Raw genomic sequence first — 22,746 nt, forward strand, 5'->3', positions numbered from 1 at the left:
GCCGTCGCCCCTCACGCCTCGCCCTTCCCCCGCTGCCGGGGATCACGCGCTGATGTCGCGGGCCACGGTAGCCGTACCCGTACGGTGAACACGCCGTCGGCACGGCCGTGTTCGAGGGTCCCGCCGTCCAGGGCGACGCGCTCGCCGAGGCCCACAAGACCGGTGCCGGAACCGGGGATCGGGCGCGGCGGCCCCGAAGTCGCCTCGTACGCCTGCGGGTTGGTCACCTCGACGGTGAGGTCCGCGCCGGGCGCGCCGCTCAGCCGTACGGTCACGGGTGAACCGGCCGCGTGCTTACGGGCGTTGGTCAGCGCCTCCTGCACCGCGCGGTAGGCGGTGCGCTGGACCTGCGGGCGCAGGTCGGACGCGAGCGCGGCGTCCACGTCGTCGTGGAACTGCACGTCCTGGCCGGCCGCCCGCGCCTCGGCCACCAGCACGGCCACGTCCGCTAGCCGTGGCTGCGGCGCGGCCGTGCCCTCGTCCTCCGTCCGCAGCACGAGCAGCACTTCCCGCAACTCCTCCAGCGCCTGATGGGCGTTGTCCCGGATGACGCGGGCGCTCGCCTCGATCTCGGCGGCGTCCAGCGCGGGGCCGCCGGCGCTCCTCGTCCGGTACGCCAACGCGCCCGCGTGCACGGACAGCAGCGAGATGCGGTGCGCCAGCACATCGTGCATCTCCCGTGCGATGGCGGTCCGTTCGGCGCGGCGGGTGTCGGCGAGCCGCCGCGCGTGGTCGGCGCGCTCGCGTACCGCGTCCTCCCGCAGCCGGACGAGGAGTTGGCGTCGGCTGCGCAGGGCGCTGCCCGAGGCGAAGGAGACGAGGTAGTACGCCACCGAGAAGGCCGCCGCCGTCCAGTCGGTGCCGTGCGGGTCCGACAGCAGCAGCGCGTCCGGCACCGACGCGGCCACGAACAGCCCGAGCACCGGCAGCGAACGGCGCAGCGGCTCGTACAGCGCCAGGCTCGCCGTGATCACCATCCCGGCGCCGAACACGCTGTTGGACAGCGCCAACGCGGGTACGGCCAGCAGCGCCACGGCCATCGGGTACCGCCTGCGCCACCACAGCGACACGCACGCGAGCGCGCCGAGCGGCAGGTCGACCGCCTGGATCCACACCGGCCGGTCCTCGTGCTTCGCCGCGACGCCGTAGACCACCATGCCGACCAGTACGGCGAAGCAGAGCGCGGCCGCGTCCACGGCCCAGTCGCGGGGCGTACGGCCCTCCGGGCGGCCCTCCGTACGGAGGTCGGCGTCGGTCATTCCCCGAGGGTAGGGGCGGCGGGGGGCTCGCCCGGGGAACCGTCCCCTATCCGCCCTCGGGTGCCGGACGGCGGGGCGTGGTCGACGGGTGGGCGCTCATTGCCGCTGGGGCTAGTCCTCAAACGCCGGACGGGCTGATTCATGGCATCTGGCCCACCGCCAGCCTCGGCCTCCGTCCTCAAACGCCGGACGGGCTCATTCATGGCATCTGGCCCACCGCCAGCCTCGGCCTCCGTCCTCAAACGCCGGACAGGCTGACTCATGGCATCTGGCACACCGCCAGCCTCGACTCCCGTCCTCAAACGCCGGACAGGCTGATTCATGGCCTCCGGCACACCGCCAGCCTCGACTCCCGTCCCCAAACACCGGACGGGCTCACTCACCGCCCCTGGCACACCGCCAGCCTCGGCTCCCGTCCCCAAACACCGGACAGGGCGACTCGCCGCCTCTGGTCGCGGACCCCCTCGCGGAGGCGGCGGACGAGGGGCGGTTAGCCTCGGAGGCAAGGCTTCGGGGTTGGTGCGTGAGGAGGAGGACGGGATGGCTGGGGTTCCGGCGAGTGTGGTGGCGGCGGGCGGGCTGATCGGCGGCTACGGGGTGGCCCGGTGGACGCGGAAGCGGGCCCTTGGGGGCGTGGCCCTCGCGGCGGCGGGCACGCTCGCGGCCCGCGAGTGGCACGCGCGCTCGGGACCGGCGGTCGCCACGACGCTGACCACCGTCTACGTGGCCGCTTTCGCGGGTTCGCACCCTCTCGCCCGCAAGCTCGGCGCCTGGCCCGCCGTCTTCACCGTCGCGGGTGGCGTGGCCGCCGCGTCCTGGGCCGTGACAGGCCGACGCGGCTGAGGCGGCGCGCTTGAACGCGGACGCCGACGCGGGCGACGCGCCCAGGGCGGTCGCGGCCCGACGCCGACATCGCCGCCACCCCTGAGACCACGCCCCGGCCGTGACGGGCCCGCGCGGCTGAGAGCCGCGTGTTTGAATGCCGCGCATGGACGACGACGATGTCACGAGCGGCGGCGGGGCCGCCGGTTCCGGGTCGGCGCGGATATGGATCGGCGCGATCCCGTCGGTGGATCCGGACGGCGTGGAAGTGATTCTGGACCTCGGTCTGGACTCGCCCGACCCGGCGGAGCGGATGATCCGTCTGCTGCTGAACCGGGGGCACGAGGGCGAGGAGGGCGTCTTTTATGTGCTGCCGGACGACCTCTCGGCGCGTTATGAGCGGATCGGCGAGCGGTTGGCCGTGACGGTGCTGTCGCACCACGCGGTGCTGGACGCCGATCTGGGCGAGACGGACGAGTTGCGGACGCACCTCGCCGGGCTGGCCCGCGATCCGCTCGACGCCGACCGTCTGGTCCTGCTGCGGGGCGAGATCGTCACCGACTTCGTACCGGCGGTCCAGGACGACGGCGCGCAGCCGTTGCTCGTCATCGAGCACACCGATGCCGCCGCCACGCTGGCGGATGTCCTGCGCCAGTTCGACGAGGGCGAGACGGGTATCGCCGTGCTGTCGGCGACGCTGGACCGGAAGGGCTGACCGAGCGAGCCGCATGCCAACGGCCCTGGCGTCGGGGGGGGAGCGCCAGGGCCGTCGGGGTTAACCGGAGGAGCGGTCCCGGGTGGAGCGGGACCGTCCCGGATGGTTCAGACGGCGATGTCGTGGGCGCGGAGCCAGACGGCCGGGTCGATGGGGGCGGCCCCGGCGGCGGGGCGGACCTCCAGGTGGAGGTGGGGGCTGGTGACGTTGCCGGTGGCGCCGACGCGCCCGATGGTGTCGCCGGTGATGACCTCTCCGGAGGTGACGACCATGGTGGAGAGGTGGCAGTACCACAGCTCGGTGCCGTCATCGAGGGTGAGGATCACGCGGTAGCCGTACGAGCCCGCCCACCCGGCCGAGGTGACCGTACCGGTGTGGATGGCGTGCACCGGGGTGCCGGTGGGAGCGGCGAAGTCCTGGCCGGAGTGGGTGTTGGCCCACAGGGAACTGGCCTCGCCGAAGCTGTCGGTGAGCGTGTACGAGGCGAGCGGCTTGAGGTACGAGACCGCGAGGTGGGCCAGGCGCTCGGACTCGGCCTTGGCATCGGCCTCGGCATCGGCCTTGGCCTGTGCTTCCGCCGCGGCCTTCGCGGCGGCGGCCTGCTCGCGTACCTTCTGCGCGGCGGCTTCGCGGGCGGCCTGCTGGGCCGCCGCCTTCTCGGCCGCCTCGCGCTCGGCCCGCGCGGCGGCGTCCCGCTGCCGCGTGGCCTCGTCGATGATGCGGGCGCGCAGGGCCTCACCGGGGTCGGTGGGCACGGGGGCGGCGGACGGCGCGACGTCGACGGAGGAGGCGGCCACGACGGCGGTCGGAGCCGTGGTCGAAACCGGCGCGGAGTCCGTGGCCGGAACCAAGTCCGTAGCCGGAGCAAAGTCGGGGGCCGTATCGGCGGCCGTGCTCACGGAGGCCGTGCTCACGGAGATGTCGGGGGCCGACACGTCCCGTACCGCCGCGCCGAAGAAGTCACCGGCTGTGGGCAGCGCCGAGACGCCGGGGGAACCGGCGGGCGACACCCCGGTCGAACTCGGGGGCAGGTCAAGGGAGTCGGGGAGTTCCGGCAGGTCCGGGACCGCTATGGGCGCGGGTACGGCGTCGGCCGCGACGGCCACGCCCCCGGCCCCTACGGCGGCCATCGCGGCGACGCCGAGGACGGTCGAGCCACGGGCCACGGAGCCGACGGAGCGCTGGCGCGGAAGCCGGTGACGGTTCGCGCCCTGAACGCCGTACGCGCCGTATCCACCCTGCGCGCCCGCGGCACCGGGGTCGCCCTGGGCCGCGACGTACGCGGCGGCTTCGGCAGGGGCAGCGACAGAGGCAGAAGCAGTGGCTTCGGCAGAGGCGGCGGAATCCCCTGGAGAATTCCAGTCGTCCCACTCGCCGGGGGGATCGGCCGCTGGGGCCGCCGGGGCGGGAGCGTAGGCAGGCTGGTTGGACGCCACGCGGGCGCACTCCTTTCCTTCCTTGTCGCCTACCGGGTTAGCTGACGGGTTCGGAGCAGGAAGGTCTCCTACGGGCCTGGATGCTGCCCGATTCACCCCATTGGACCCCTCCCGTACGCCAGGGTGTGGCGAGCAGGAGGGCGGGTCCCCGGTTCCCGCGGACGGGATTCGGCAAGCGCGCGGTGCCGCCTCTGTGGCGGTGGTGACAACCGCGCTGCGTTATCGAACGTTAATAGAGCCGGGGTCGTTTTCCAAGCCGAATCAAAGAGTTGACGTCGGGAACCAAACGGTCACGGAGTGCGTGATACGGGTAAACCCGGCACCGGATGTGGCCGGGTAGTGATGTGAGTGTGTGTCAGTTGTTATGCACAGGGGGATGGTTCGATTACGTACGGTCAGGGCGCGGCGCCGATTCCGTGTGCACGGCTGTGTACGGCGTCGACCGACGGCCGGGGTCCGGCAGCCAAGCAACGGGCGGCGACGGGGCCGCCGCGGTCTCGCCACCGGTGTGGACCTCTGCCAATTCGCGAATCGCTTGGCAGGTCACGCACCCGGACCCCACCATGAGCAGGCCCCGCACTTCTGTCATGCACTCGTCCTCTCCATGACGCCCAAGGGAGCTTTTCATGGCACGCCCCAGCGACCCCCAAGTACCCCCGCCGTCACGCCCGTTGAGCCCGGCCGGTGAATCCGGCCAGGTTGGGCGCGAAGTCGACGTCTCGGGCACGCCCGGCGTGACGTCCACGGGTACGTCCGGGGTCGTGTCCGGGGTCCCGGTCCCGTCCGGGGTCGTCTCCGGCACCGAACCCACCGGCTCACCCGGGCGCATACCCGGCGCCCACGCCGGGCCCCCGCTCGCGGCGGAGACGCCCACCCGGCGCTCGCTGCTGCGCGGCACCCTCGCCTTCGGGGCCGCCGTCACCGTCGGCGTCACGGCGGACCTGACGTCCGGGATCGGCCGCGCGTCGGCCGCCACCGTGGACTACCCGTCAGCCTCCTGGACCCCGGCCAGTTCCGGCAACTACACGGCGTCCAACCGCACTTCGACCTACCCGATCAACCTCGTGGTGATCCACGTCACCCAGGAGTCCTTCACCGACACCATCAGCCTCTTCCAGGACCCCTCCCACGCGGCGGCGGCCCACTACGTCGTCCGCTCGGGCGACGGCGCCGTCGCCCAGTGCGTCCGTGAGCGCGATGTCGCCTGGCACGCGGGCAACTGGGACTACAACACCCGCAGCATCGGCATCGAGCACGAGGGCTGGGTCGACCAGCCCGCCTACTTCACCACCGCGATGTACCACTCCTCGGCCGCCCTCACCGCCGAGATCTGCGACAAGTACGGCATCCCCAAGGACCGCGACCACATCATCGGCCACGTCCAGGTCCCCGGCACCGACCACACCGACCCCGGACCCAACTGGGACTGGGTCCGCTACATCCGCCTGGTCAACGGCACCTGACGCCTCCGGCGCGGAATCCGCGCGGATTCGGCGCGGAATCGGGGGACGGTGCCCGAGCGCACGGCGGCCTTCACCTCGTGGACGCGGCCGCGTCCAGGGGAGGCAGGAGGTCGCCGTGGTGGAGGCGGAGGAGCCGGTCGTGGGCGGGGGTGAAGAGCGCGCGGCCGGTGTCCGGCGGTACGTCGCCGGGGGCGGCCAGCGGGGGGAGTGCGGTGGCCGGGAGGGACGTGTGGCCCGTCGCGCGCAGGAGGCGGGCGAGTGCCTCTTCGCGCGCGGGGCCCGCGAGTTCCTCGTCGGTGATCACGCAGACCGCCGGGTGGCGGAGGAGCCACTGGCTCCGGCGGGCCTCGTGCATGCCGGGGAAGCCGGGGTCGGTCAGCGCGAGGGTGATACGGGCGTCCAGCGTCGGCAGGGCGGTGAGGATGTCGCGGTAGACGAGGTGTTCCGGCAGGGAGCCCACCTGGCCCTCGGGCCGGGTGAGGGCGCGGATCTGGCTGATGATCCGGTCGCGGATGTCCCGGTGGTGGAAGACGATCGGCGGCCGTCCGCCGGAGTGCCAGACGCGCAGAAGGTCGGCGTCGGCCCGGCGCAGGTCCAGGCCGGTGACGTACCAACAGCCCCTGCCCGGCAGCAGATCGAGCAGTTCGGCGGCGGGCAGCCGGGCCAGCCGGGCTTCGGCGCCGGGGTCCACGGGTGAGCCGTGCGTGACCGGCTGGCCCAGGCGCGTCCACCACACCCGCCACAGGGCGCTGACCGCCTCGTGAAAAGCGGGCTCCACATTCGGGTTCGGACTCGGATTCGGGTTCAGCAGGCGGGCGGCCCTCTCGGGACCGTAGGCGGCCGTGAGCAGCGAATACACCTCGCCAGGACCGGGCTGCCGCGGCCCGGCCGACTGATCTCCGCTCATCGTGCCGAGCGAGGCATACCCGAGCGCGCCGGTGATCCCGGCCACCACCGGCGTCCCACTGCCCGGCAAAGACACGACGATCAAGTGGGCAGCGGACATGTAACTCTCCGAGAAAGTCGGGGCGGGCCGGGCTTGATGCCCGGCGATGAGCGCGCCATGGCGGGGGTACGTGGGCGCGTGGCGCTCACGGCCACGGGGCCCGGTCGCGGGTACGTGACCACGCGCGTGTGGCCGACCGGTATGCGGGCCGCACCGACGTACGTGGCGCGTGGTGCACGCGGGTGCGCGGCCAAACGGTGGGTCGCCACCCGCGACGGGCCACCCGTACGCGAGTCACACCGACGTACGTAGCGCGTGGTGCCCGCGCCCGCACCCGCGCGGCTGGTGCGGCCGCCCGGTCGGAGCCACCCTGGGCGTGGCGCGCACGCACGCGTAAGGCCGCCGGGACACGGCCAGGCGTGCGGGGCACGGGGACGCGCGGGGCGAGGGGCGGTCGGCCGCCGGGGCGGACGGGACGGCCACGGACGGCGCGGGGGTCCGCGGTCGGCGGTGTGGCGGTCACGCCGGAGTAGGTGGCGGTCGGCGGTGTGGCGGTCACGCCGGAGTAGGTGGCGGTCGGCGGTCGGCCGCCGGGTCAGCGGAGACGACCGGGCCGCCCGGCGTAAGGAGAAGGTCTTCGTATACGTGGTGGCGGCGGGCCGTGACGCGGTCGTGGAGCAGGGCGGCGGCGCGGGCGGGTTCTCCGGCGTCCGCGAGGGCGCGGGCGAGGGTGTCGTGGATGATCTCGCGCTCCACGCGCACCCCGCCGATCCGGTCCGCCGCCTCGCCCAGGTCGGTGAGGAGGTCGGCCGCCGCCCGGGGGCGGCCCGCGGTGATCTCCGCCAACGCCCGTACCACCGGGGCCAGTACGTCGCGGAACTCCGTGCGCGGGTCTGCGGCGGCACGGCGGGCCAGGGCGTGCAGGTCGTCGGTCGCGGCCTCCACGGCCAGGGCGAGGGCGAGGTTGAAGGTGTGGAAGACCTCCGCCATGCCGCCCGGTCCGGCCAGCAACTCCCGTACGTGCGCGGGTTCGTTGCGCCCGGCCGGTTCCTGTCCGGCCAGCAGCAGGCGCCAGTTGGTCGCGGCCCGCATGCCGACGTCGGACCTGGACAGGGCCGCGTCCGCGCGGCGACGGGCGTCGGCGAAGTCGCCGCAGGCGATGGAGTGGAGCGCGGCGTGCCAGGTGAGATGGCGCGACTGCACCGCGCGCGGGTCCGCCGCGAGCCAGGCGTCGAGGAATTCCGTGCCCGCCCGCCCGGTGCCCAACTCGTGCTCGGCGTGGGCGAGGGCGTGGGCGGCGACGCCCGAGCGCGGGCAGAGTTCCAGGGCGCGTACCGCGAGCCGGTGGGCGTCGCGTACCCGCCCCTGCTCGGCGCGGGCGGCGGCCAGCCAGCTCGTCCAGGGCCAGTTGCCGGGGCCCGCGACGGCGGCCTGTTCCTCGACGAGGGCTTCGCCCCGCGCGCGACCGGCCGGGTCCGCGTCCGCGGCGAAGGCGCCGAGCATGAGCCCGGCGACCTCGTCGGCCGGCCACCGGGCGAAGTGCGCCACCAAGTGGTCCGCGGTGAGCGCGTACTGCCGGTGCGTGAAGAGGAACACGCCGTACACAACGCTCGCCTCGCGCTCGCCGGCCGCCTGCGCGTCGCGATACGCGACGGCCAACTCCGCCTTCAGCTCCGCGTCGCCGAGACCGTCGCCGGTCGCCAGGGTGAGCAGCGCACGGGCCAGGCCGCAGTCCGGTTCCGAGGCCGCCCACCGGCGGAGCGACGGCAGCGCCTGCCCGCTGAGGGCGAGCAGTTCGGCCACCGCCCGGTCGCCGGGCGCGGCACTCGCGGCCACACCCGTACCGACACCCGGCGCAGCGCACGTACCCACGCCCGTACCAACGCCCGTACCAACGCCCGCCACCGTAACCACCGTTGTGCCCGCCGTTGCCGTCATCCGACCGGCCGCCGCTCGCCGCTCCGCCGCTCCCGCCCGGGTCAGACGGACGACATGAAGACGGCGGTGCAGACGATCCCGCTGCCGCCGCAGTGGTTGCGCGGCAGGCTGAGCGGCAGACCGGTCTGGTTGCCGCCGCCCACCCCGCTGCCCGCGACCGTCGCGCCCGCCGACCGTACGCCGTGGTCCTGGTTGACGCAGGCGTTGCCGAACACCGCGTCGCCGACCCCGAGGACGCTCGCGTGCGCGACACCGGCCGGGAGCAGCGCCGCTCCCGCGACCGCGCCCAGCACGGCGGCCCGCGCACCCAGCTTGCCCACGCCGCCGACCATGTCCCGCACCTCTGCGCCCATCACGTTCCTCCTTGGTCCGGGACCGAGTCCCGCCGCTGACACCGACCATGCCCGCCGCATATTCGCGGGGCCACGCCCTGGTCAACGAGCCACCGCCGGAACTGACACGCAGCGGCGGCGATCACGGAACACCCCGAAGGACGCACGTCGGGCCTCGGCGGCGCGGGCCCGAAATCCAGCGGGCCAACGGCTCAGCGGGCCAACGGCTCAGCGGCTCAGCGTCCTAGCGACTCAGCGGCTCAACGTGATGACCGGAATCGTCCGCCCCGCACGCTGCTGGAAGTCCGCGAAGAACGGCGCCGCGCGCAACTGCTGCGCCCAGAGCCGGTCGCGCTCCGCGCCCTCGGTGATGGTGGCCGTGACGTCGAAGGACTCGGTGCCGACCTCGACGTGGGCGGCGGGGTCGGCGCGGAGGTTGTAGAACCAGTTGGGGTGAGTGGGACGGCCCCCGTTGGCGGCGAAGACGACGAGGTCCGGGCCGTCCGTGGCGTAGGCCATCGGCGAGGTGAGGCGGCGGCCGGTACGGGCGCCGGTGGTGGTGAGCAGCAGCAGAGGGAGACCTCCGCCGCCCAACTGGCCTCCGTTGGCGCGGAATTGGTCAATGATTAACTGATTGCGCTCGACTCGCTCTGACACCGGCCCGGTCCTCCAGGATGTCGCCGACGCCCCCGTTGGGCGTTACGCCGGGTCCGAACCTACCCGCACCGACACGTGCGCCGTGGGCCGTACGGCCGACGGCCTCGCATCGGCTACGACCAGGTGTCCGCGTCGCCGCCGACCCACTGGATCAGGTCGGTCTCCTCGACCTCTATGTCGTCCAGACCGGCGCGGCGGAGGAATTCGACGAGGTCGGCTATGCGGTGGGCGCGGCCCACGTCGGTGCCGCGGATGGTGACCCGCCGCCCGCCGCCGGGGCCCGGCGGGTGCACGGTGATCGGCGGAGTGTCCATGACACCAGCCTGCCCCGCCTGCCCCGGGTCCGCACCCCGGATCAGCCGCGACCCGACCGGCCCGGCCCGCCGCCCGACCCCGGACCCGGCTCCCGCCCCGATTCCGGACCCGATTCCAGACCCGATTCCGCGCCCGATTCCGGTCCCGGCTCCCGCCCCGCGCCCCCTGCGGCCTCGGCCGCCAGTCCGTCCAGCACCGCCAGCCCCGCGACCAGCAGCCCCCTGCCGTACGACCGCCGCCCGCCCGCCTCCAGCAGGCGCCACAGGCCGGGGTTGGCCGCGAGCACGCGCGGGTCGAAGGCGGCGCGCCCGCCCTCGGCGTCGATGAGGACGAGCCGGGGGGTGCGGCCGGGGAAGAGGTGGATACGGACCAGGCGGTCGGTACGGACGCGGTGGCCGCGCAGCACGCCCCGCACCCGGAGCCAGCCGTCACCCGCCGTGACCAGGGGCGGACACAGCGCCCCGAAGACGGCGGCGGCCAGCGCGGTCCAGAACGCGGCCCGTACGGGGTCGAGGGTGCCCAGCGCCCAGTCCGCCGCGGTCAGCGCGGCGAGCAGGCCGCCCGCCACCCCGAGGGCGACCCGGAATCCGGCACGCCACCCGTGGTCGTACGCCGTCGCGGGCCGATGGACGCGCACCTGACCGGGCAGCCGCCCGTACGCGGATACGTGCGCTGATACGTGCGCGGCGCCGCGCGGGCGCGGGCGTCCGTACGCCGAACCGGGCCCGTACCCGGCCGCGGGCCCGTACCCGTGCCCGGCCGACACCGGGGAAGCCCCCGACCGCGCCGTCTCGACCGCCTCGCCGTATCCCATGTCTCCGACGCTACGAGCGTCCGGCGGCCCCGTACCGACCGCTGACGTGGCCCTGACGCCCCCGCCCGCGGTCTTGACGCGACCCTGACGCCGCGCCGCCGCGCCCCCCGCGGCCCCGACGCGACCCCAAGACCCCGACGCCGGCCCGCCGCGCCCACACGACCGCGACCCCGCGACCCCGACGCCGGCCCGCCGCCGCTCACCCGGCTGCCGTAATCGTTCGCGCGCCGCGCCGCTGACCTGCGGCGCGGCCGTACACCCCGGCAGAGCCCGGCAGGACACGGCCTGCGCCGTCAAGACGGTGTCAACGTGGCCGTCCGCCGCGCCAGGGAAGCGTTAACAGCGCCGGACGGGGCCCGGTCAGGCCGTCTCATGAGCGATGTCCTTCCGTTCACCTCTCCACACGATCCGGGGTTCTCGCCCATGTCCGATGTTGTCTTCGTCCTCGTGACGGTCGCGGTGTTCGCCGTGCTCGCCCTGGTGGTCAAGGGGGTCGAGAAGCTGTGAGCGCCGAGAACGTCGTCGGCCTCGTCGTGGCTGCCTGCCTGCTCGTCTACCTCGTGCTGGCCCTGATCTTCCCGGAGAAGTTCTAGTGAACGACACTCTCGCGGGCTGGCTCCAGATCACCGTCCTGATCGCGGCACTGGCGCTGTCCTACCGCCCGCTGGGCGACTACATCGCCCGCATCCTCACCACCGCCAAGCACCTGCGCGTCGAGCGCGGCATCTACCGGCTCGGCGGCGTCGACGGCGACGCGGACCAGAAGTGGTCGGCGTATCTGCGGGGCGTGCTGGCGTTCTCCGTGGTGTCCGTGCTCTTCCTCTACGCCTTCCAGCGGCTTCAGAACCACCTGTTGCTGTCGCTGGGCTTCGCGCCGGTCAAGGCCGACCAGGCGTTCAACACGGCCGCCTCGTTCGTGACGAACACCAACTGGCAGTCGTACTCGGGCGAGGTGACGATGGGTCACCTGGTCCAGATGACGGGTCTGGCGGTGCAGAACTTCGTGTCGGCCGCCGTCGGCATCGCCGTGGTCGCCGCCCTCATCCGCGGCTTCACGCGCCGCAGGACTGACCGGGTCGGCAACTTCTGGGTGGACCTGACGCGGATCGTCGTACGGCTGCTGGTGCCGATGGCGTTCGTCTTCGCGATCGTGCTGGTCGCGGCGGGCGCGGTGCAGAATCTGCACGGCGTCCACGAGATCACCACGCTGATCGGCGACAAGCAGTCGATCACCGGCGGTCCCGTGGCCTCGCAGGAGGTCATCAAGGAACTGGGCACCAACGGCGGCGGGTTCTACAACGCCAACTCCGCCCACCCCTTCGAGAACCCCAACGGGATCTCCAACATCCTGGAGATCTACCTGCTGTTGGTGATCTCCTTCTCGCTGCCGCGCACCTTCGGCAAGATGGTCGGCGACCACCGCCAGGGGTACGCGATCCTCGCCGTGATGGGTCTGATCTGGGCCGCGTCGGTGGCGCTCATCACCGTCAACGAGCTGCACAGCGTGAGCAGTTCGGCCGGTCACGCGGCGGGCGGGATGATGGAGGGCAAGGAACAGCGGTTCGGGATCTGGGCGTCGACGCTCTTCGCGGCCTCGACCACGCTGACCTCGACCGGCGCCGTCAACTCCTTCCACGACTCGTTCTCGCCGGGCGGCGGCGGCATGACGATCTTCAACATGATGCTCGGCGAGATCGCGCCCGGCGGTACCGGCTCCGGTCTCTACGGCATCCTGATCCTCGCGGTCATCGCGGTGTTCGTGGCCGGGCTGATGGTCGGCCGCACACCGGAGTACCTGGGCAAGAAGCTCGGCGCGCGCGAGATGAAATTCGCGTCGCTGTACATCCTGGCCACGCCCGCGGTCGTCCTGATCGGCACCGGTACGGCGATGGCGCTGCCCGGCGAGCGCGCCGCGATGCTCAACTCCGGTCCGCACGGCTTCTCCGAGGTGCTGTACGCCTTCACCTCGGCCGCCAACAACAACGGCTCGGCGTTCGCGGGCCTCAGCGTCAACACCGAGTGGTACAACACCGCGCTCGGTCTGGCGATGCTCTTCGGCCGCTTCCTGCCGATGATCTTCGTGCTGGCGCTGGCCGGTTCGCTCGCCGGACAGCAGCCGGTGCCCGTCACCGCGGGCACGCTGCCCACCCATCGGCCGCAGTTCGTCGGCCTGCTCACGGCCGTGATCATCGTGGTCGTCGGCCTCACCTACTTCCCCGCACTCTCGCTGGGCCCGCTCGCGGAAGGTCTGCACTGATGTCCGTCACCACTGACAGGCCGCCGTCCCCCTCGGGGGGCCACGGCGCCGCGGCGGCGCAGCCGTCGCACCGGATCTCCGGCGGGCTGCTCGATCCCAAGCAGTTGCTGATCTCGCTGCCCGACGCGTGCCGCAAGCTCGACCCGCGCGTCATGGCCAGGAACCCGGTCATGTTCGTGGTCGAGGCGGGCGCGGTGCTGACCACGCTCTCCGCGATCAAGGACCCGAGCATCTTCGCCTGGGTGATCACCGCGTGGCTCTGGCTGACCGCCGTCTTCGCCAATCTGGCGGAGGCCGTCGCCGAGGGCCGCGGCAAGGCGCAGGCGGAGACGCTGCGGCGTACGAAGACCGAGACCGTGGCGCGTCGGCTGGCCAACTGGAGTCACGGGCATGGCACTTCCGCCGCGGGGTCTGCGGGGGCGGTCGCCGAGGAGCCGGTGCCCGCCGCCGAACTCCGGCTCGGCGACCACGTGGTGGTCGAGGCCGGGCAGATCATCCCCGGCGACGGTGACGTCGTCGAGGGCATCGCGTCGGTGGACGAGTCCGCGATCACCGGTGAATCGGCTCCCGTCATCCGGGAGTCGGGCGGTGACCGGTCGGCGGTGACGGGCGGCACCCGCGTGCTGTCCGACCGTATCGTCGTCAAGATCACCTCCAAGCCGGGCGAGACGTTCATCGACCGGATGATCGCCCTGGTCGAGGGCGCGTCACGGCAGAAGACGCCGAACGAGATCGCGCTGAACATCCTGCTGGCCTCACTGACCGTCGTGTTCCTGCTGGCCGTCGTCACGCTCCAGCCGATGGCGATCTACGCGGGCGCCGAGCAGTCCATCGTGATCCTCGTCGCGCTGGTCGTGGCGCTCATCCCGACCACCATCGGGGCGCTGCTGTCGGCGATCGGCATCGCGGGCATGGACCGGCTGGTGCAGCGCAATGTGCTGGCCATGTCGGGCAGGGCCGTCGAGGCGGCGGGCGACGTCAACACCCTGCTGCTGGACAAGACCGGCACCATCACCCTCGGCAACCGGCAGGCCGCCGAGTTCCTGCCGCTGGGCGGCGCCGACATCGGCCGGCTGGCCGACGCGGCGCAGCTCTCGTCGCTGTCGGACGAGACGCCCGAGGGACGGTCCGTCGTGGTGCTCGCCAAGGAGCGGTACGCGCTGCGCGCGCGGGCCGAAGGGGAGCTGCCGCACGCGGAGTTCGTGCCGTTCACGGCGCAGACCCGGATGAGCGGCGTCGACCTCGTCGAGGACGGCGGCCAGCGGTCGCTGCGCAAGGGCGCGGCCTCCGCCGTCATCCGGTGGATCCGCGACGCGGGCGGACAGCCGGGCCCCGAGGTCGGCGAGATCGTGGACGGCATCTCGGCGAGCGGCGGCACACCGCTGGTCGTCGGCGAGATCGTGCGCCGCGACGGCGGGACGACCGCGACCGTGCTCGGCGTGATCCACCTCAAGGACGTCGTCAAGGCCGGGATGCGCGAACGCTTCGCAGAGCTGCGGACGATGGGCATCCGCACGGTGATGATCACCGGCGACAACCCGATGACGGCCAAGGCCATCGCGGAGGAGGCGGGCGTGGACGACTTCCTCGCCGAGGCCACCCCCGAGGACAAGATGGCGCTCATCAAGCGGGAGCAGGCGGGCGGCAAGCTCGTCGCGATGACCGGCGACGGTACGAACGACGCGCCCGCGCTCGCGCAGGCCGACGTCGGCGTGGCCATGAACACCGGCACCTCGGCCGCCAAGGAGGCCGGGAACATGGTGGACCTGGACTCCAACCCGACCAAGCTGATCGAGATCGTCGAGATCGGCAAGCAACTGCTCATCACCCGTGGCGCGTTGACGACCTTCTCGATCGCCAACGACGTGGCGAAGTACTTCGCGATCATCCCCGCGATGTTCACCGTCGCCTATCCGGGCCTGGACAAGCTCAACGTCATGGGCCTGCACAGCCCGCAGTCGGCCATCGCCTCCGCGATCATCTTCAACGCGCTGATCATCGTCGCGCTGATCCCGCTCGCGCTGCGCGGTGTCCGCTACCGGCCGTCGTCCGCCGCCGCCCTGCTCAACCGCAACATCTGGGTCTACGGACTCGGCGGCCTCGCCCTGCCGTTCATCGGCATCAAACTCATCGACCTGATCATCCAGTTCATCCCCGGACTGCGCTGACCGCCGCCTCCGGGCGAGCGACACCTCTTCACGAAAGGAAGGTGCGACACGATGTTCACGTTCCACTCCAGCGCGGTCCGCAGGCACCTCTCGGCGCTCCGCGTCCTGCTGCTGATGACCGTGATCGCGGGGATCGTCTACCCGCTGGCCGTCACGGGCGTCGCCCAAGTCGCCTTCAGCGACAGGGCGAACGGCTCCGAGGTCACGCAGAACGGCCAGGTCGTCGGGTCCCGGCAGATCGGGCAGAGCTTCGACCTGCCGAAGAAGAACCCCGACGACGCCGACGAGGCGGCCCGTCCGGACCCCAAGTGGTTCCAGCCGCGCCCGTCGGCCGGCGGCTACGACCCGCTGGCCTCGGGCGCGTCGAACCTCGGCCCCAACGACCCGGGCCTGGTCAAGACGATCGAGCAGCGCCGCAAGGACGTCGCCGCCTTCGACGGTGTCGACCCGGCCTCGGTCCCGGTCGACGCGGTGACCGCCTCCGGCTCCGGCCTGGACCCGGACATCTCGCCCGCGTACGCGTACGAGCAGGTGAACCGGGTCGCCAAGGCCCGCGGGCTCTCCGCGGACGCGGTACGCGAGCTGGTGGCCGACCATGTGTCGGGGCGCGAGCTGGGCTTTCTCGGCCAGAAGCACGTCAATGTCCTCGACCTCAATCGCGCGTTGGCGTCGCGGCACTGAACCCGTGGCGATCGGCGTACGGAGATCCGTACCGAGATCCGTACCGAGATCCGCGGAGAGATCCTTCCGGGTATTTCCCGGGTGCGCCGTCAGCCCTCCGGTATACGCTTCCGCCGAAACGGATGCGCGTGCCGGGGGGCTTTCGCATTCTCGGGGCAGGGGGGAGGGCCATGACGGACCGGCTCAGTGTGCGGAGCGTTCTCGGGCGGGTCGAGGCCATTGAGGACTGGCTGCTGACCTCGGAGGAATGGGGTGCGGTGGGGGCCGCGCTGGACGCGTTGAGTACGGCGCTGGCGGACGGGAGCGAGGAGGGCGTGCGCGACGCGCTCGGCGCGCTCCAGAGGCTGGAGGAGTCGCGGCGCGCGCTGGCGCGTCCCGGCCCGGTGAAGTCCTTCATCCCGCAGCGGCAGCGCGAGCAGCGCAACATCCTGGTGCGGCGGCTCACGTTGGACCTGAGCAGCGAGGACCGGGGCCCGGCGGCCGGGCCTTCGACGGGCGGCGGCCCCTCGTCGACCGGCCCCGCCGCCTGATGCGCGGCATCGTCAAACCGGCCCTGCTCGTCGCCTGCTTCGCCCCCACCGCCTCCGCCGACGACGAATCCGCACACGCCTATCTCAACGATCTCTGGCAGGCGTGCCGAGCGCTCGGCATGACATCGCCGATTACCGGACTTCCGTTTCACGCGGCCCGCTTACCGGCCATTCCCGGCCATACGAAGGACCTGGAAATCCTCGCGGCGGCCGAACGCGGGGGCGCGACCTCCGTTCACTCCGCCTTCGTCTTCGCGGAACACGACACCGTTGGCCTGATCGCGCTGCTCGCCCCGAATGACACCCATTCCGGCCTCGAACAGTGGAATGACCTGCTGACCGAATGGAACACGGCGGTCGCGAGCACCGGACGGCCGGGCGGCGGGCCCCCGCCGGACGGAATCCTCGGCGAATTCCGCGTCTTCGAGGCATTGCGCCGGCGCACTGTCGGCGTGAACGACCACACGGTGTGCGAGGAGATACGCCGGTACGGCCCGCCGGTGCCGGGACCGGGTTCCGTCAGCGGTACGGGGTCGGTCAGCGGTACGGGCTCCGGCGGTACGGGTTCGGGCAGCACGGCCTCGGGCTCGGGCCGCGACGGCGCCTGGTGGCGCGGCTTCGACCGTACCGACCACGGCTTCGACGTGTGGCGGCCCGACGAGGACCCGGCGCACAACGCCGTCTCCCACCTCTACGTGCTCGCCCCGGCCGCGCTGGAGGCCGAGTTGGACGCCTGGGCCTGGGCCGTGGACGGCGAGAGCGGACTGCGGCCGCTGACCCGCTATCTGCTGCACGCCTCGAAACTGCGGTACGAGGCACGGCAGTACGCGGCCGACGAGCCGGTGCACGTACGGGTGGAAGTGAGCGAGCGTCATACGCGCGAGCTGCTCCGGGAGTTGGAGCCCGCGGCCTCCGGGCAGCCGATCGCGCTCGGCCGGGTGCTGCGCGCGGCGGCGCTGCTGGACGGGACACAGCTCGGCGCGCAGGGCATGACGTGGACGATCACCGGGCTGCGGCAGTTGAGCCGTACGGTCGCCATCGCCGCCGCCAACATGCGCATCCACGCGCCCGTCGTCCACCGCCGGGGCCCGGGCGCGTCCTGGCCCGAGGCCGACCTCGCGGCGGCCGAGGCGCTGATCGCGCAGGCCGAGAGCGACCAGGTGTATCTGGAGACGACGCGCGAACGCGCCGAGGCGGCACGGGCGTTGGCGACCACCATCGTGGACCGCGCCTTCGACGACCGGCGCGGGAAGCTGACGCTCATCCAGGGCTCGGTGCTGGGCGCGGCGGCCACCGCGCTCGCCGCCGTCCAGTCGTTCTCGTACCACGTACCGCTCTCCCGCTTCCTCCAGTCCCCCACCATCGCCGTGCTCACCGCGCTCGCCCTGGCGCTGCCGCTGACCGTGCTGCGCTGGGCGGGGGTCAGGGCGACCACCTCCTACGCGTGGCTGGTCAGTTGGGCGGCAGGGCTGGTCGGCGCGTCCCTGTGCTGGCTGGTGACCGTCCTGGTCCGCCGCCACCTCGATCTCGGACCGCTCCCCGTCGCCGTGACACTGCCCTGCGCCGTGGTGTCGGGGCTGATCGCGTACGGCGCATCCCGCTGGCTCACCCGACGGCACTGAGGTTTCCCATGACATCCGCGTCACCCTCCCCAGAAGGCGCCTTAGGCCCGGCGTCCCGCCCCGCCCCCGCCCCCGGCGGCCGATCCGCCTCCTCCGCCATCCGCGCCTTCGTCGAGACGCTGGACGTCGAGGACCTGATCACCCGCTTCGACGTCGACTTCGACATCCCCATGCGCCAGTCCGACGCCGTCGGCATGCTGCGGCTCGCGGACGCGCACAGCCCGGCCCCCGGCGGCGGCACGCGGACGACCGCGCGGCGCGTCGGCGCGTACTGGTGCGAGATCGTCCGGGCGGACATGGCGTACGAGCCGCTGACCGGCCTCCAGCTCATCGACGCGTCCAGGGCCGACGCCGAGGGGCTCCTGGCGCGCCTGGCGCAGGCGCCCGACGAGTTCGCCTCCTACGCGGTGGCCCGCTGGTACGACGGCGTCGGCCGTATCCGGTACCGGCTGGGCGACTTCACCCCGGCCAGGATCGCCTTCGGCACGGCCGTGCGCACGGCCGTGACGGCCGGGCTGTGGTGGGTGCTGCCCGACCTGCGGAGCAATCAGGCGCGCGCCGCCTTCGAGGAGCGCAGCCAGACCGCGCGCGACCGCCCGGGAGGCACCGACGCGCACGGTCTCGTACCGGAGCTGGAGGCGCTGTGCGCCGATGTCCGCGCCGGTCTGGCGGAGTTCGGGATCGCGCTGCCCACCTCGCCCGACGCGCCGCCCCGGCACCGGGAGTTCCTGCGCGGCTACGCGAACGCCCTGCACAATCTGGCGACGGCGGTACGGCAGGACGGCGACGCGGGCCGGGCGCTGGAGGTCATCGGCGAGTCGCTGGTCGTCAGTCGGGCCCTCGGCGACTCCTACCGGGTCGCCCAGTCGGCGAATCTGAGCGCGCAGTGCGACCCCGCGAACGCCGTCGCGTACTACGAGGACCTGCTCGACCAGCCCTGGGCGCGCGGTGCCCGGATCGCCCGGCAGAATCTCGCGATCAGGAGGGGCGGCCCCGAGGGGCTGGCCGAACTGGCGGCGCTGCTGGACGAGTTGGAGCAGGACGACAGCGGTATCGGCCGGCAGACCGGGATGGACGTCGACTTCTACGCGTACACGGTGCGCGGCTACGCGCGGGTGGCCGGGCAGCTCCCCGAGGACAGCCGTCCCGCCGACGTCCTGGACCGCCGTCTGACGATGGCCAGGACCGTACGCGGCGCGGTCGCGCTGCCGGTCTACAAGCGGGCCTACGCGCGGCACATGCGGCCCGCGTACCTCCAGGCCATCGCGGCGCGGGTCGAGACGGGCGACGGGTCGCGGGAGAATCTGGAGCAGATCCTGTCGCTGGTCGAGGAGTCCTCGGGGCGTGAACTGCTCGACCTGCTCGGCTCCTCACGGCCGCCGCTGCTCGCGCCGCCGACGGACCGTCAGGCGGGGGCCGAGGTAGCCGAGTCCGGTGCGGAGCCGCCGCCTGGCACGGGGCGGCGCGCCGCTCCCGGCACCCTGGCGGACGAGGAGGCGGAGCGGCTGCGGACCCTGATCGTGCGGCGCGAGCAGGAGTACGAGGAGTGGTTCCTCCAGCACCCGCTCACCTCGGTCACGCACGACGAGGACATCGCCCACCAGCTCGTGCAGTACACCCTCAACCACCAAGGGTCCTGTGTGGTGCGGTACTTCAGCTACGTGGCGCCGGACGGGGTGCGCCGCGACGGCGGCGCGGGTGCCGCCGTCGCGGACCGGCTCGGGGTCATGGTGTGCCGCGACGGCCTGCTGACGCTGCTGCCCGCCGTCCCGTACGACGACGTGACCGCGCTGGCGCGGGAGGTGACCGCCGACCTGGAGGCGGGCGCGCCCGGTGCCGAGACCTGCCACCGGATCTGGGACCTGCTGATCGCGCCGGTCTGGGAACACGCCACGCGCGGCGGCCCGTTGACGCATCTCACGATCGTCCCGACCGACGACCTCTTCGCGATGCCGCTGCATGTCGCGACCGAGCGCGGCGACGCCCGGCCGCTGGCGGCGCGCGTACCGCTGTCGCACTCGGTGAGCGTCGCGGCCTTCGTGACCCGTGGACGGCACCTGCTCAAGCGGCAGTTGGCGGAGCGGGACGACGACCTGGCGGCGCTGCTGGTGACCGACGCGCACGCGACGGGCCGCGAGATCGTCGGCACCGGCTGGCCGCCGGACCACATCGTGCTGGCCGGTGACGTCTTCGGCGGCTTCCCCGACCCCACGACGGCCCCCGGCGCCGCGCAGCGGCACCCGGCCGACTGGTCGGGGGTGGCGGCGCTCGTGGAGTGCAAGCCCGAGTTCTTCGTCTACGCCGGGCACGGCACGTACGTGGACACCGCCGAGGGCGCGGGGCCGCTGCTCAACCTCGGCCAGGAGGACGTCCTCACGCAGTTCGACCTCGCCCTGCACCTGAGCCTGCCGCGCAACAAGCTGACCGTGCTCGGCGCGTGCCTCGCGGGCCAGGGCATGCGCTCGGACGGCGGCGACGTCCTGGGCTTCATGCGGTCGCTGATGGTCAGCGGCGCGGGCGCGATCGGCGTCCCGCTGTGGAAGGTCCTCGACACCACGATGGTCGCCACCGTGCGCGCCCTGCTGCGCGAGAGCCGCCGCGTGCTGGGCCCCGGTCCGGCCGGCACCGGCGTCTTCGACGTGGTCGAGGCCCTGCACCGGCACTACCGGCAGGACATCGAGACGTACGACGGGCTCGCCGCGCGCGTCGAACGCCTGCCGCTGGCGCTGTACTTGTGAATCTATGATCGGGCCAGGCGACGGCCGGGAGGCCGCCGATCACCGACGACGGGGCAGGAGACGGGGATGGGCATCGCCGAGGACGAGACGTCGGAGAGCGGTTCCAGCGGCGCGGAGGGGTCCGCCTCCGCCGCCGACAGGGCCGACGCCGCCCGGGAGGCCGACCGGGGCCGGGAGGCCGACCGGGGCCCTGAGGCCGACCGGGTCCGTGAGCGGCGCCGCGCCCGGCTGGCGGCGTACGACGAACTGCGCGCCCTGCGGCCCGAGTTGTTCGAGAATCCGCCCGGCGCGGCCGTCGAGATCCTGCTCGACAGCGCGGACCAGGACGAAGTGACCCGGCGGACGGCCGAGTCGGCGGTCGCCTGCGGCCTGTCGGAGGACGTCGGGGACATCGGCGTGGTCTACCGGGACCCGTATCTGCGGCTGGTGCGCGACGCGGTCCGGTTCAGGAGCGGGCGGCTCGGTACGTACATCCGCGCGGTGGGCGACACCGCGATCGGCGGGGCCGCCGCGCTGCCGGTGCTCAGCGACGGGCGGATCGTCCTGCTGCGCCACTTCCGGCACGCCACCCGCGCCTGGCACTGGGAGATCCCGCGCGGCTTCGGGGACGCGGGCGAGGGCGGCGAGGCGACCGCGCGGCGCGAGGCCCGCGAGGAGCTGGGCTGCGAGGTGCGCGAGGTCGTGCACCTCGGCGCCTTCGTCTCCGACTCCGGACTCAGCTCGATCGCCGACCAGTTGTACCTCGCGCGCGTCGACGCGGACGACTTCAGCGAGGAGCCGGACGAGGGCGCGCTGGAGGAGGGCATCGCCCGGAGGCTGGCGCTGACCCCCGAGGCGTTCCACACCATGCTGGTGGACGGCGCGATCTCGGACGGTTACACGCTGTCGGCGTACGGACTCGCCACGGCGCGCGGGCTGTTGGAGCGGCCGGGCGGCTGAGGCGTACGTACCCGTGACGCATGAGGCAGGGCGTGACCTGAGGCATCCGGTGTGACAGGCGGTGAGCGATGTCACCGGCGGAGTGCGCCCGGCGCGAGCCCTTGCGCGTACGCCTGCCGGTGGAGCGGCATTTCCCGTTCCGCTTGCGCGGACACCGCGAGTGACGGTGGACTGTACGCCTGCCCCGCCACGACCACCCGGAGGGCTCATGCCGACGTCTCGCGGTCTCGACGTCTCGTCGTACCAGGGCAATCAGGACTGGAAGTCCCTGGCCCGGAGCGGCATCACCTTCGCCTTCGCCAAAGCGAGCGAGGGCGAGCACACCAAGGACAGCGCTTTCGCCACGCACATCGCGGGCATCATCGGCGCCGGACTCGTGCCGGGCGCCTACCACTTCGGCTGGCCGAACCAGAACGCGGCCACGGAGGCGGCCAATTACGTCGCCGCCGTGAAGTCCCATGCCAGAAAAGGCTTCCTGCACGTCCTGGACCTGGAGCGCCGTTCGGACGGCGCCAACTACTCGGGCCGGACCGCCGCCCAGATCCGCGCCTACGCGCAGACCTGGATCACCGCCGTACAGAAGGCGTTCCCCGGACAGCGCGTCGGCGTCTACACCTCCGCCGACGACATCGCGGCCAAGCACCTGCCCGCCAATTCGGCCTTCCTCTGGTACCCGGCGTATCCGGCCGGGGCCATGTCGTACGCCGACGCGGAGAAGCGCGCGCAGCCGTCGCCGTCCGGACTGCGCCCGCTGTTCTGGCAGTTCACAAGCACTCCCACCGACCGTAATCTCGCCTATCTCTCCCCCGCCGCCCTGCGCGCGTGGGCGAGCGGCACCCCGGAGGACGACATGCCCGATCCCAAGGACCTGTGGGCCTACAAGGGCCAGATCAACGGCAAGGCCGACCCGCACGACGCGTACAGCTATCTGCGCGGCACCAACGCCGACGTGAAGACGCTGATCACGCGCCTGACCGCGCTCACCGCCACCGTCAACACCCTCGCGCAGGCGCTGGCCACCGCGAATCCGGCGCTGGACACGGACACCCTGGTGTCGAAGGTGCACCAGGCCATCGACGACGCGGTGGCGGCGGACGCGGCCCCGGAGTAGCCC

Annotated in this window: 21 protein-coding genes and 1 riboswitch; of the genes, 13 read left to right on the forward strand and 8 right to left on the reverse strand. The window is 72.9% G+C overall.

Going from position 1 to position 22,746, the window contains the following annotated elements; all coding sequences use genetic code 11:
- Positions 1 to 11: 11 nt before the first annotated feature.
- Entirely contained in the window at positions 12 to 1,259 is a 1,248-nt protein-coding gene (locus ACZ37P_RS06120; RefSeq protein ID WP_467345089.1) for a sensor histidine kinase, read from the reverse strand.
- A gap of 540 nt (positions 1,260 to 1,799) precedes the next feature.
- Between ACZ37P_RS06120 and ACZ37P_RS06125 the strand changes: the two genes are divergently transcribed.
- Together ACZ37P_RS06125 and ACZ37P_RS06130 are read left to right on the forward strand one after the other, a co-directional pair.
- Positions 1,800 to 2,102 (forward strand): hypothetical protein, encoded by a 303-nt coding sequence (locus tag ACZ37P_RS06125; protein ID WP_355336261.1) that lies wholly within the window; start codon positions 1,800 to 1,802, stop codon positions 2,100 to 2,102.
- A 145-nt stretch (positions 2,103 to 2,247) separates the two neighbouring features.
- The gene (locus ACZ37P_RS06130; RefSeq protein WP_467345090.1) at positions 2,248 to 2,796 is read left to right on the forward strand and encodes a hypothetical protein; all 549 of its coding nucleotides are present in this window, start codon (positions 2,248 to 2,250) and stop codon (positions 2,794 to 2,796) included.
- A gap of 107 nt (positions 2,797 to 2,903) precedes the next feature.
- Here the strand turns inward: ACZ37P_RS06130 and ACZ37P_RS06135 are convergent, their stop codons facing one another.
- On the reverse strand, positions 2,904 to 4,232 hold the full coding sequence (locus tag ACZ37P_RS06135) for a M23 family metallopeptidase (protein WP_467345092.1): 1,329 nt from the start codon (positions 4,230 to 4,232) through the stop codon (positions 2,904 to 2,906).
- An 11-nt stretch (positions 4,233 to 4,243) separates the two neighbouring features.
- Positions 4,244 to 4,416: riboswitch (cyclic di-AMP (ydaO/yuaA leader) on the reverse strand.
- 643 nt (positions 4,417 to 5,059) lie between these two features.
- Between ACZ37P_RS06135 and ACZ37P_RS06140 the strand changes: the two genes are divergently transcribed.
- Entirely contained in the window at positions 5,060 to 5,695 is a 636-nt protein-coding gene (locus ACZ37P_RS06140) for an N-acetylmuramoyl-L-alanine amidase (protein WP_467345235.1), read from the forward strand.
- Between the two features lie 70 nt (positions 5,696 to 5,765).
- Here the strand turns inward: ACZ37P_RS06140 and ACZ37P_RS06145 are convergent, their stop codons facing one another.
- The 6 genes from ACZ37P_RS06145 to ACZ37P_RS06170 all read right to left on the reverse strand — a co-directional run bounded on the left by ACZ37P_RS06145 (position 5,766) and on the right by ACZ37P_RS06170 (position 10,697).
- A complete protein-coding gene (locus ACZ37P_RS06145) occupies positions 5,766 to 6,701 on the reverse strand; it encodes a hypothetical protein (protein WP_467345094.1) in 936 nt (311 codons plus the stop codon).
- Positions 6,702 to 7,196: 495 nt separating this feature from the next.
- On the reverse strand, positions 7,197 to 8,477 hold the full coding sequence (locus ACZ37P_RS06150) for a tetratricopeptide repeat protein (RefSeq protein ID WP_467345095.1): 1,281 nt from the start codon (positions 8,475 to 8,477) through the stop codon (positions 7,197 to 7,199).
- Between the two features lie 143 nt (positions 8,478 to 8,620).
- Positions 8,621 to 8,932 carry a hypothetical protein gene (locus ACZ37P_RS06155; protein ID WP_355336251.1) on the reverse strand — a complete coding sequence of 104 codons (312 nt, stop codon included), beginning with the start codon at positions 8,930 to 8,932 and terminating at the stop codon, positions 8,621 to 8,623.
- Between the two features lie 231 nt (positions 8,933 to 9,163).
- Complete coding sequence (locus ACZ37P_RS06160) at positions 9,164 to 9,568, reverse strand: nitroreductase/quinone reductase family protein (protein WP_391042774.1); 405 nt, start codon at positions 9,566 to 9,568, stop codon at positions 9,164 to 9,166.
- Between the two features lie 113 nt (positions 9,569 to 9,681).
- Entirely contained in the window at positions 9,682 to 9,882 is a 201-nt protein-coding gene (locus ACZ37P_RS06165; RefSeq protein ID WP_355336247.1) for a hypothetical protein, read from the reverse strand.
- Between the two features lie 41 nt (positions 9,883 to 9,923).
- On the reverse strand, positions 9,924 to 10,697 hold the full coding sequence (locus ACZ37P_RS06170) for a hypothetical protein (protein WP_467345098.1): 774 nt from the start codon (positions 10,695 to 10,697) through the stop codon (positions 9,924 to 9,926).
- 372 nt (positions 10,698 to 11,069) lie between these two features.
- Between ACZ37P_RS06170 and ACZ37P_RS06175 the strand changes: the two genes are divergently transcribed.
- From ACZ37P_RS06175 to ACZ37P_RS06220, 10 genes are all read left to right on the forward strand, one after another.
- On the forward strand, positions 11,070 to 11,204 hold the full coding sequence (locus ACZ37P_RS06175) for a hypothetical protein (protein ID WP_355336243.1): 135 nt from the start codon (positions 11,070 to 11,072) through the stop codon (positions 11,202 to 11,204).
- Positions 11,201 to 11,290, forward strand: coding sequence for a K(+)-transporting ATPase subunit F (gene kdpF / locus ACZ37P_RS06180; RefSeq protein ID WP_188283652.1), 90 nt, complete (start codon positions 11,201 to 11,203; stop codon positions 11,288 to 11,290). Before ACZ37P_RS06175 ends, kdpF begins: the two co-directional genes overlap by 4 nt.
- Positions 11,290 to 12,954, forward strand: coding sequence for a potassium-transporting ATPase subunit KdpA (gene kdpA, locus ACZ37P_RS06185; RefSeq protein WP_355336241.1), 1,665 nt, complete (start codon positions 11,290 to 11,292; stop codon positions 12,952 to 12,954). Before kdpF ends, kdpA begins: the two co-directional genes overlap by 1 nt.
- Positions 12,954 to 15,122, forward strand: coding sequence for a potassium-transporting ATPase subunit KdpB (gene kdpB / locus ACZ37P_RS06190; protein ID WP_467345099.1), 2,169 nt, complete (start codon positions 12,954 to 12,956; stop codon positions 15,120 to 15,122). The genes kdpA and kdpB overlap by 1 nt, the downstream gene beginning before the upstream one ends.
- A gap of 51 nt (positions 15,123 to 15,173) precedes the next feature.
- Positions 15,174 to 15,803 (forward strand): potassium-transporting ATPase subunit KdpC, encoded by a 630-nt coding sequence (kdpC, locus tag ACZ37P_RS06195; protein WP_355336237.1) that lies wholly within the window; start codon positions 15,174 to 15,176, stop codon positions 15,801 to 15,803.
- A gap of 170 nt (positions 15,804 to 15,973) precedes the next feature.
- Complete coding sequence (locus tag ACZ37P_RS06200; RefSeq protein ID WP_391159444.1) at positions 15,974 to 16,333, forward strand: CATRA system-associated protein; 360 nt, start codon at positions 15,974 to 15,976, stop codon at positions 16,331 to 16,333.
- Positions 16,333 to 17,955, forward strand: a complete 1,623-nt coding sequence (locus ACZ37P_RS06205; RefSeq protein ID WP_467345102.1) for a CATRA conflict system CASPASE/TPR repeat-associated protein — start codon at positions 16,333 to 16,335, stop codon at positions 17,953 to 17,955. Before ACZ37P_RS06200 ends, ACZ37P_RS06205 begins: the two co-directional genes overlap by 1 nt.
- 8 nt (positions 17,956 to 17,963) lie before the next feature.
- Positions 17,964 to 20,693, forward strand: a complete 2,730-nt coding sequence (locus tag ACZ37P_RS06210) for a CHAT domain-containing protein (protein WP_467345104.1) — start codon at positions 17,964 to 17,966, stop codon at positions 20,691 to 20,693.
- 66 nt (positions 20,694 to 20,759) lie between these two features.
- Entirely contained in the window at positions 20,760 to 21,632 is an 873-nt protein-coding gene (locus ACZ37P_RS06215) for an NUDIX hydrolase (protein ID WP_467345106.1), read from the forward strand.
- A gap of 208 nt (positions 21,633 to 21,840) precedes the next feature.
- The gene (locus ACZ37P_RS06220) at positions 21,841 to 22,743 is read left to right on the forward strand and encodes a glycoside hydrolase family 25 protein (protein ID WP_467345108.1); all 903 of its coding nucleotides are present in this window, start codon (positions 21,841 to 21,843) and stop codon (positions 22,741 to 22,743) included.
- The last annotated feature ends 3 nt before the right edge of the window (positions 22,744 to 22,746 follow it).

Source organism: Streptomyces sp. NPDC024632, assembly GCF_055559175.1.

Bases quoted from the DNA above. Each gene is read 5' to 3' on its own strand.
- ACZ37P_RS06120 (WP_467345089.1), bottom strand. From the start codon at position 1,259: ATGACCGACGCCGACCTCCGTACGGAGGGCCGCCCGGAGGGCCGTACG.
- ACZ37P_RS06125 (WP_355336261.1), top strand. From the start codon at position 1,800: ATGGCTGGGGTTCCGGCGAGTGTGGTGGCGGCGGGCGGGCTGATCGGC.
- ACZ37P_RS06130 (WP_467345090.1), top strand. From the start codon at position 2,248: ATGGACGACGACGATGTCACGAGCGGCGGCGGGGCCGCCGGTTCCGGG.
- ACZ37P_RS06145 (WP_467345094.1), bottom strand. From the start codon at position 6,701: ATGTCCGCTGCCCACTTGATCGTCGTGTCTTTGCCGGGCAGTGGGACG.
- ACZ37P_RS06155 (WP_355336251.1), bottom strand. From the start codon at position 8,932: ATGGGCGCAGAGGTGCGGGACATGGTCGGCGGCGTGGGCAAGCTGGGT.
- ACZ37P_RS06165 (WP_355336247.1), bottom strand. From the start codon at position 9,882: ATGGACACTCCGCCGATCACCGTGCACCCGCCGGGCCCCGGCGGCGGG.
- ACZ37P_RS06170 (WP_467345098.1), bottom strand. From the start codon at position 10,697: ATGGGATACGGCGAGGCGGTCGAGACGGCGCGGTCGGGGGCTTCCCCG.
- ACZ37P_RS06175 (WP_355336243.1), top strand. From the start codon at position 11,070: ATGAGCGATGTCCTTCCGTTCACCTCTCCACACGATCCGGGGTTCTCG.
- kdpB (WP_467345099.1), top strand. From the start codon at position 12,954: ATGTCCGTCACCACTGACAGGCCGCCGTCCCCCTCGGGGGGCCACGGC.
- kdpC (WP_355336237.1), top strand. From the start codon at position 15,174: ATGTTCACGTTCCACTCCAGCGCGGTCCGCAGGCACCTCTCGGCGCTC.
- ACZ37P_RS06200 (WP_391159444.1), top strand. From the start codon at position 15,974: ATGACGGACCGGCTCAGTGTGCGGAGCGTTCTCGGGCGGGTCGAGGCC.
- ACZ37P_RS06205 (WP_467345102.1), top strand. From the start codon at position 16,333: ATGCGCGGCATCGTCAAACCGGCCCTGCTCGTCGCCTGCTTCGCCCCC.
- ACZ37P_RS06210 (WP_467345104.1), top strand. From the start codon at position 17,964: ATGACATCCGCGTCACCCTCCCCAGAAGGCGCCTTAGGCCCGGCGTCC.
- ACZ37P_RS06215 (WP_467345106.1), top strand. From the start codon at position 20,760: ATGGGCATCGCCGAGGACGAGACGTCGGAGAGCGGTTCCAGCGGCGCG.
- ACZ37P_RS06220 (WP_467345108.1), top strand. From the start codon at position 21,841: ATGCCGACGTCTCGCGGTCTCGACGTCTCGTCGTACCAGGGCAATCAG.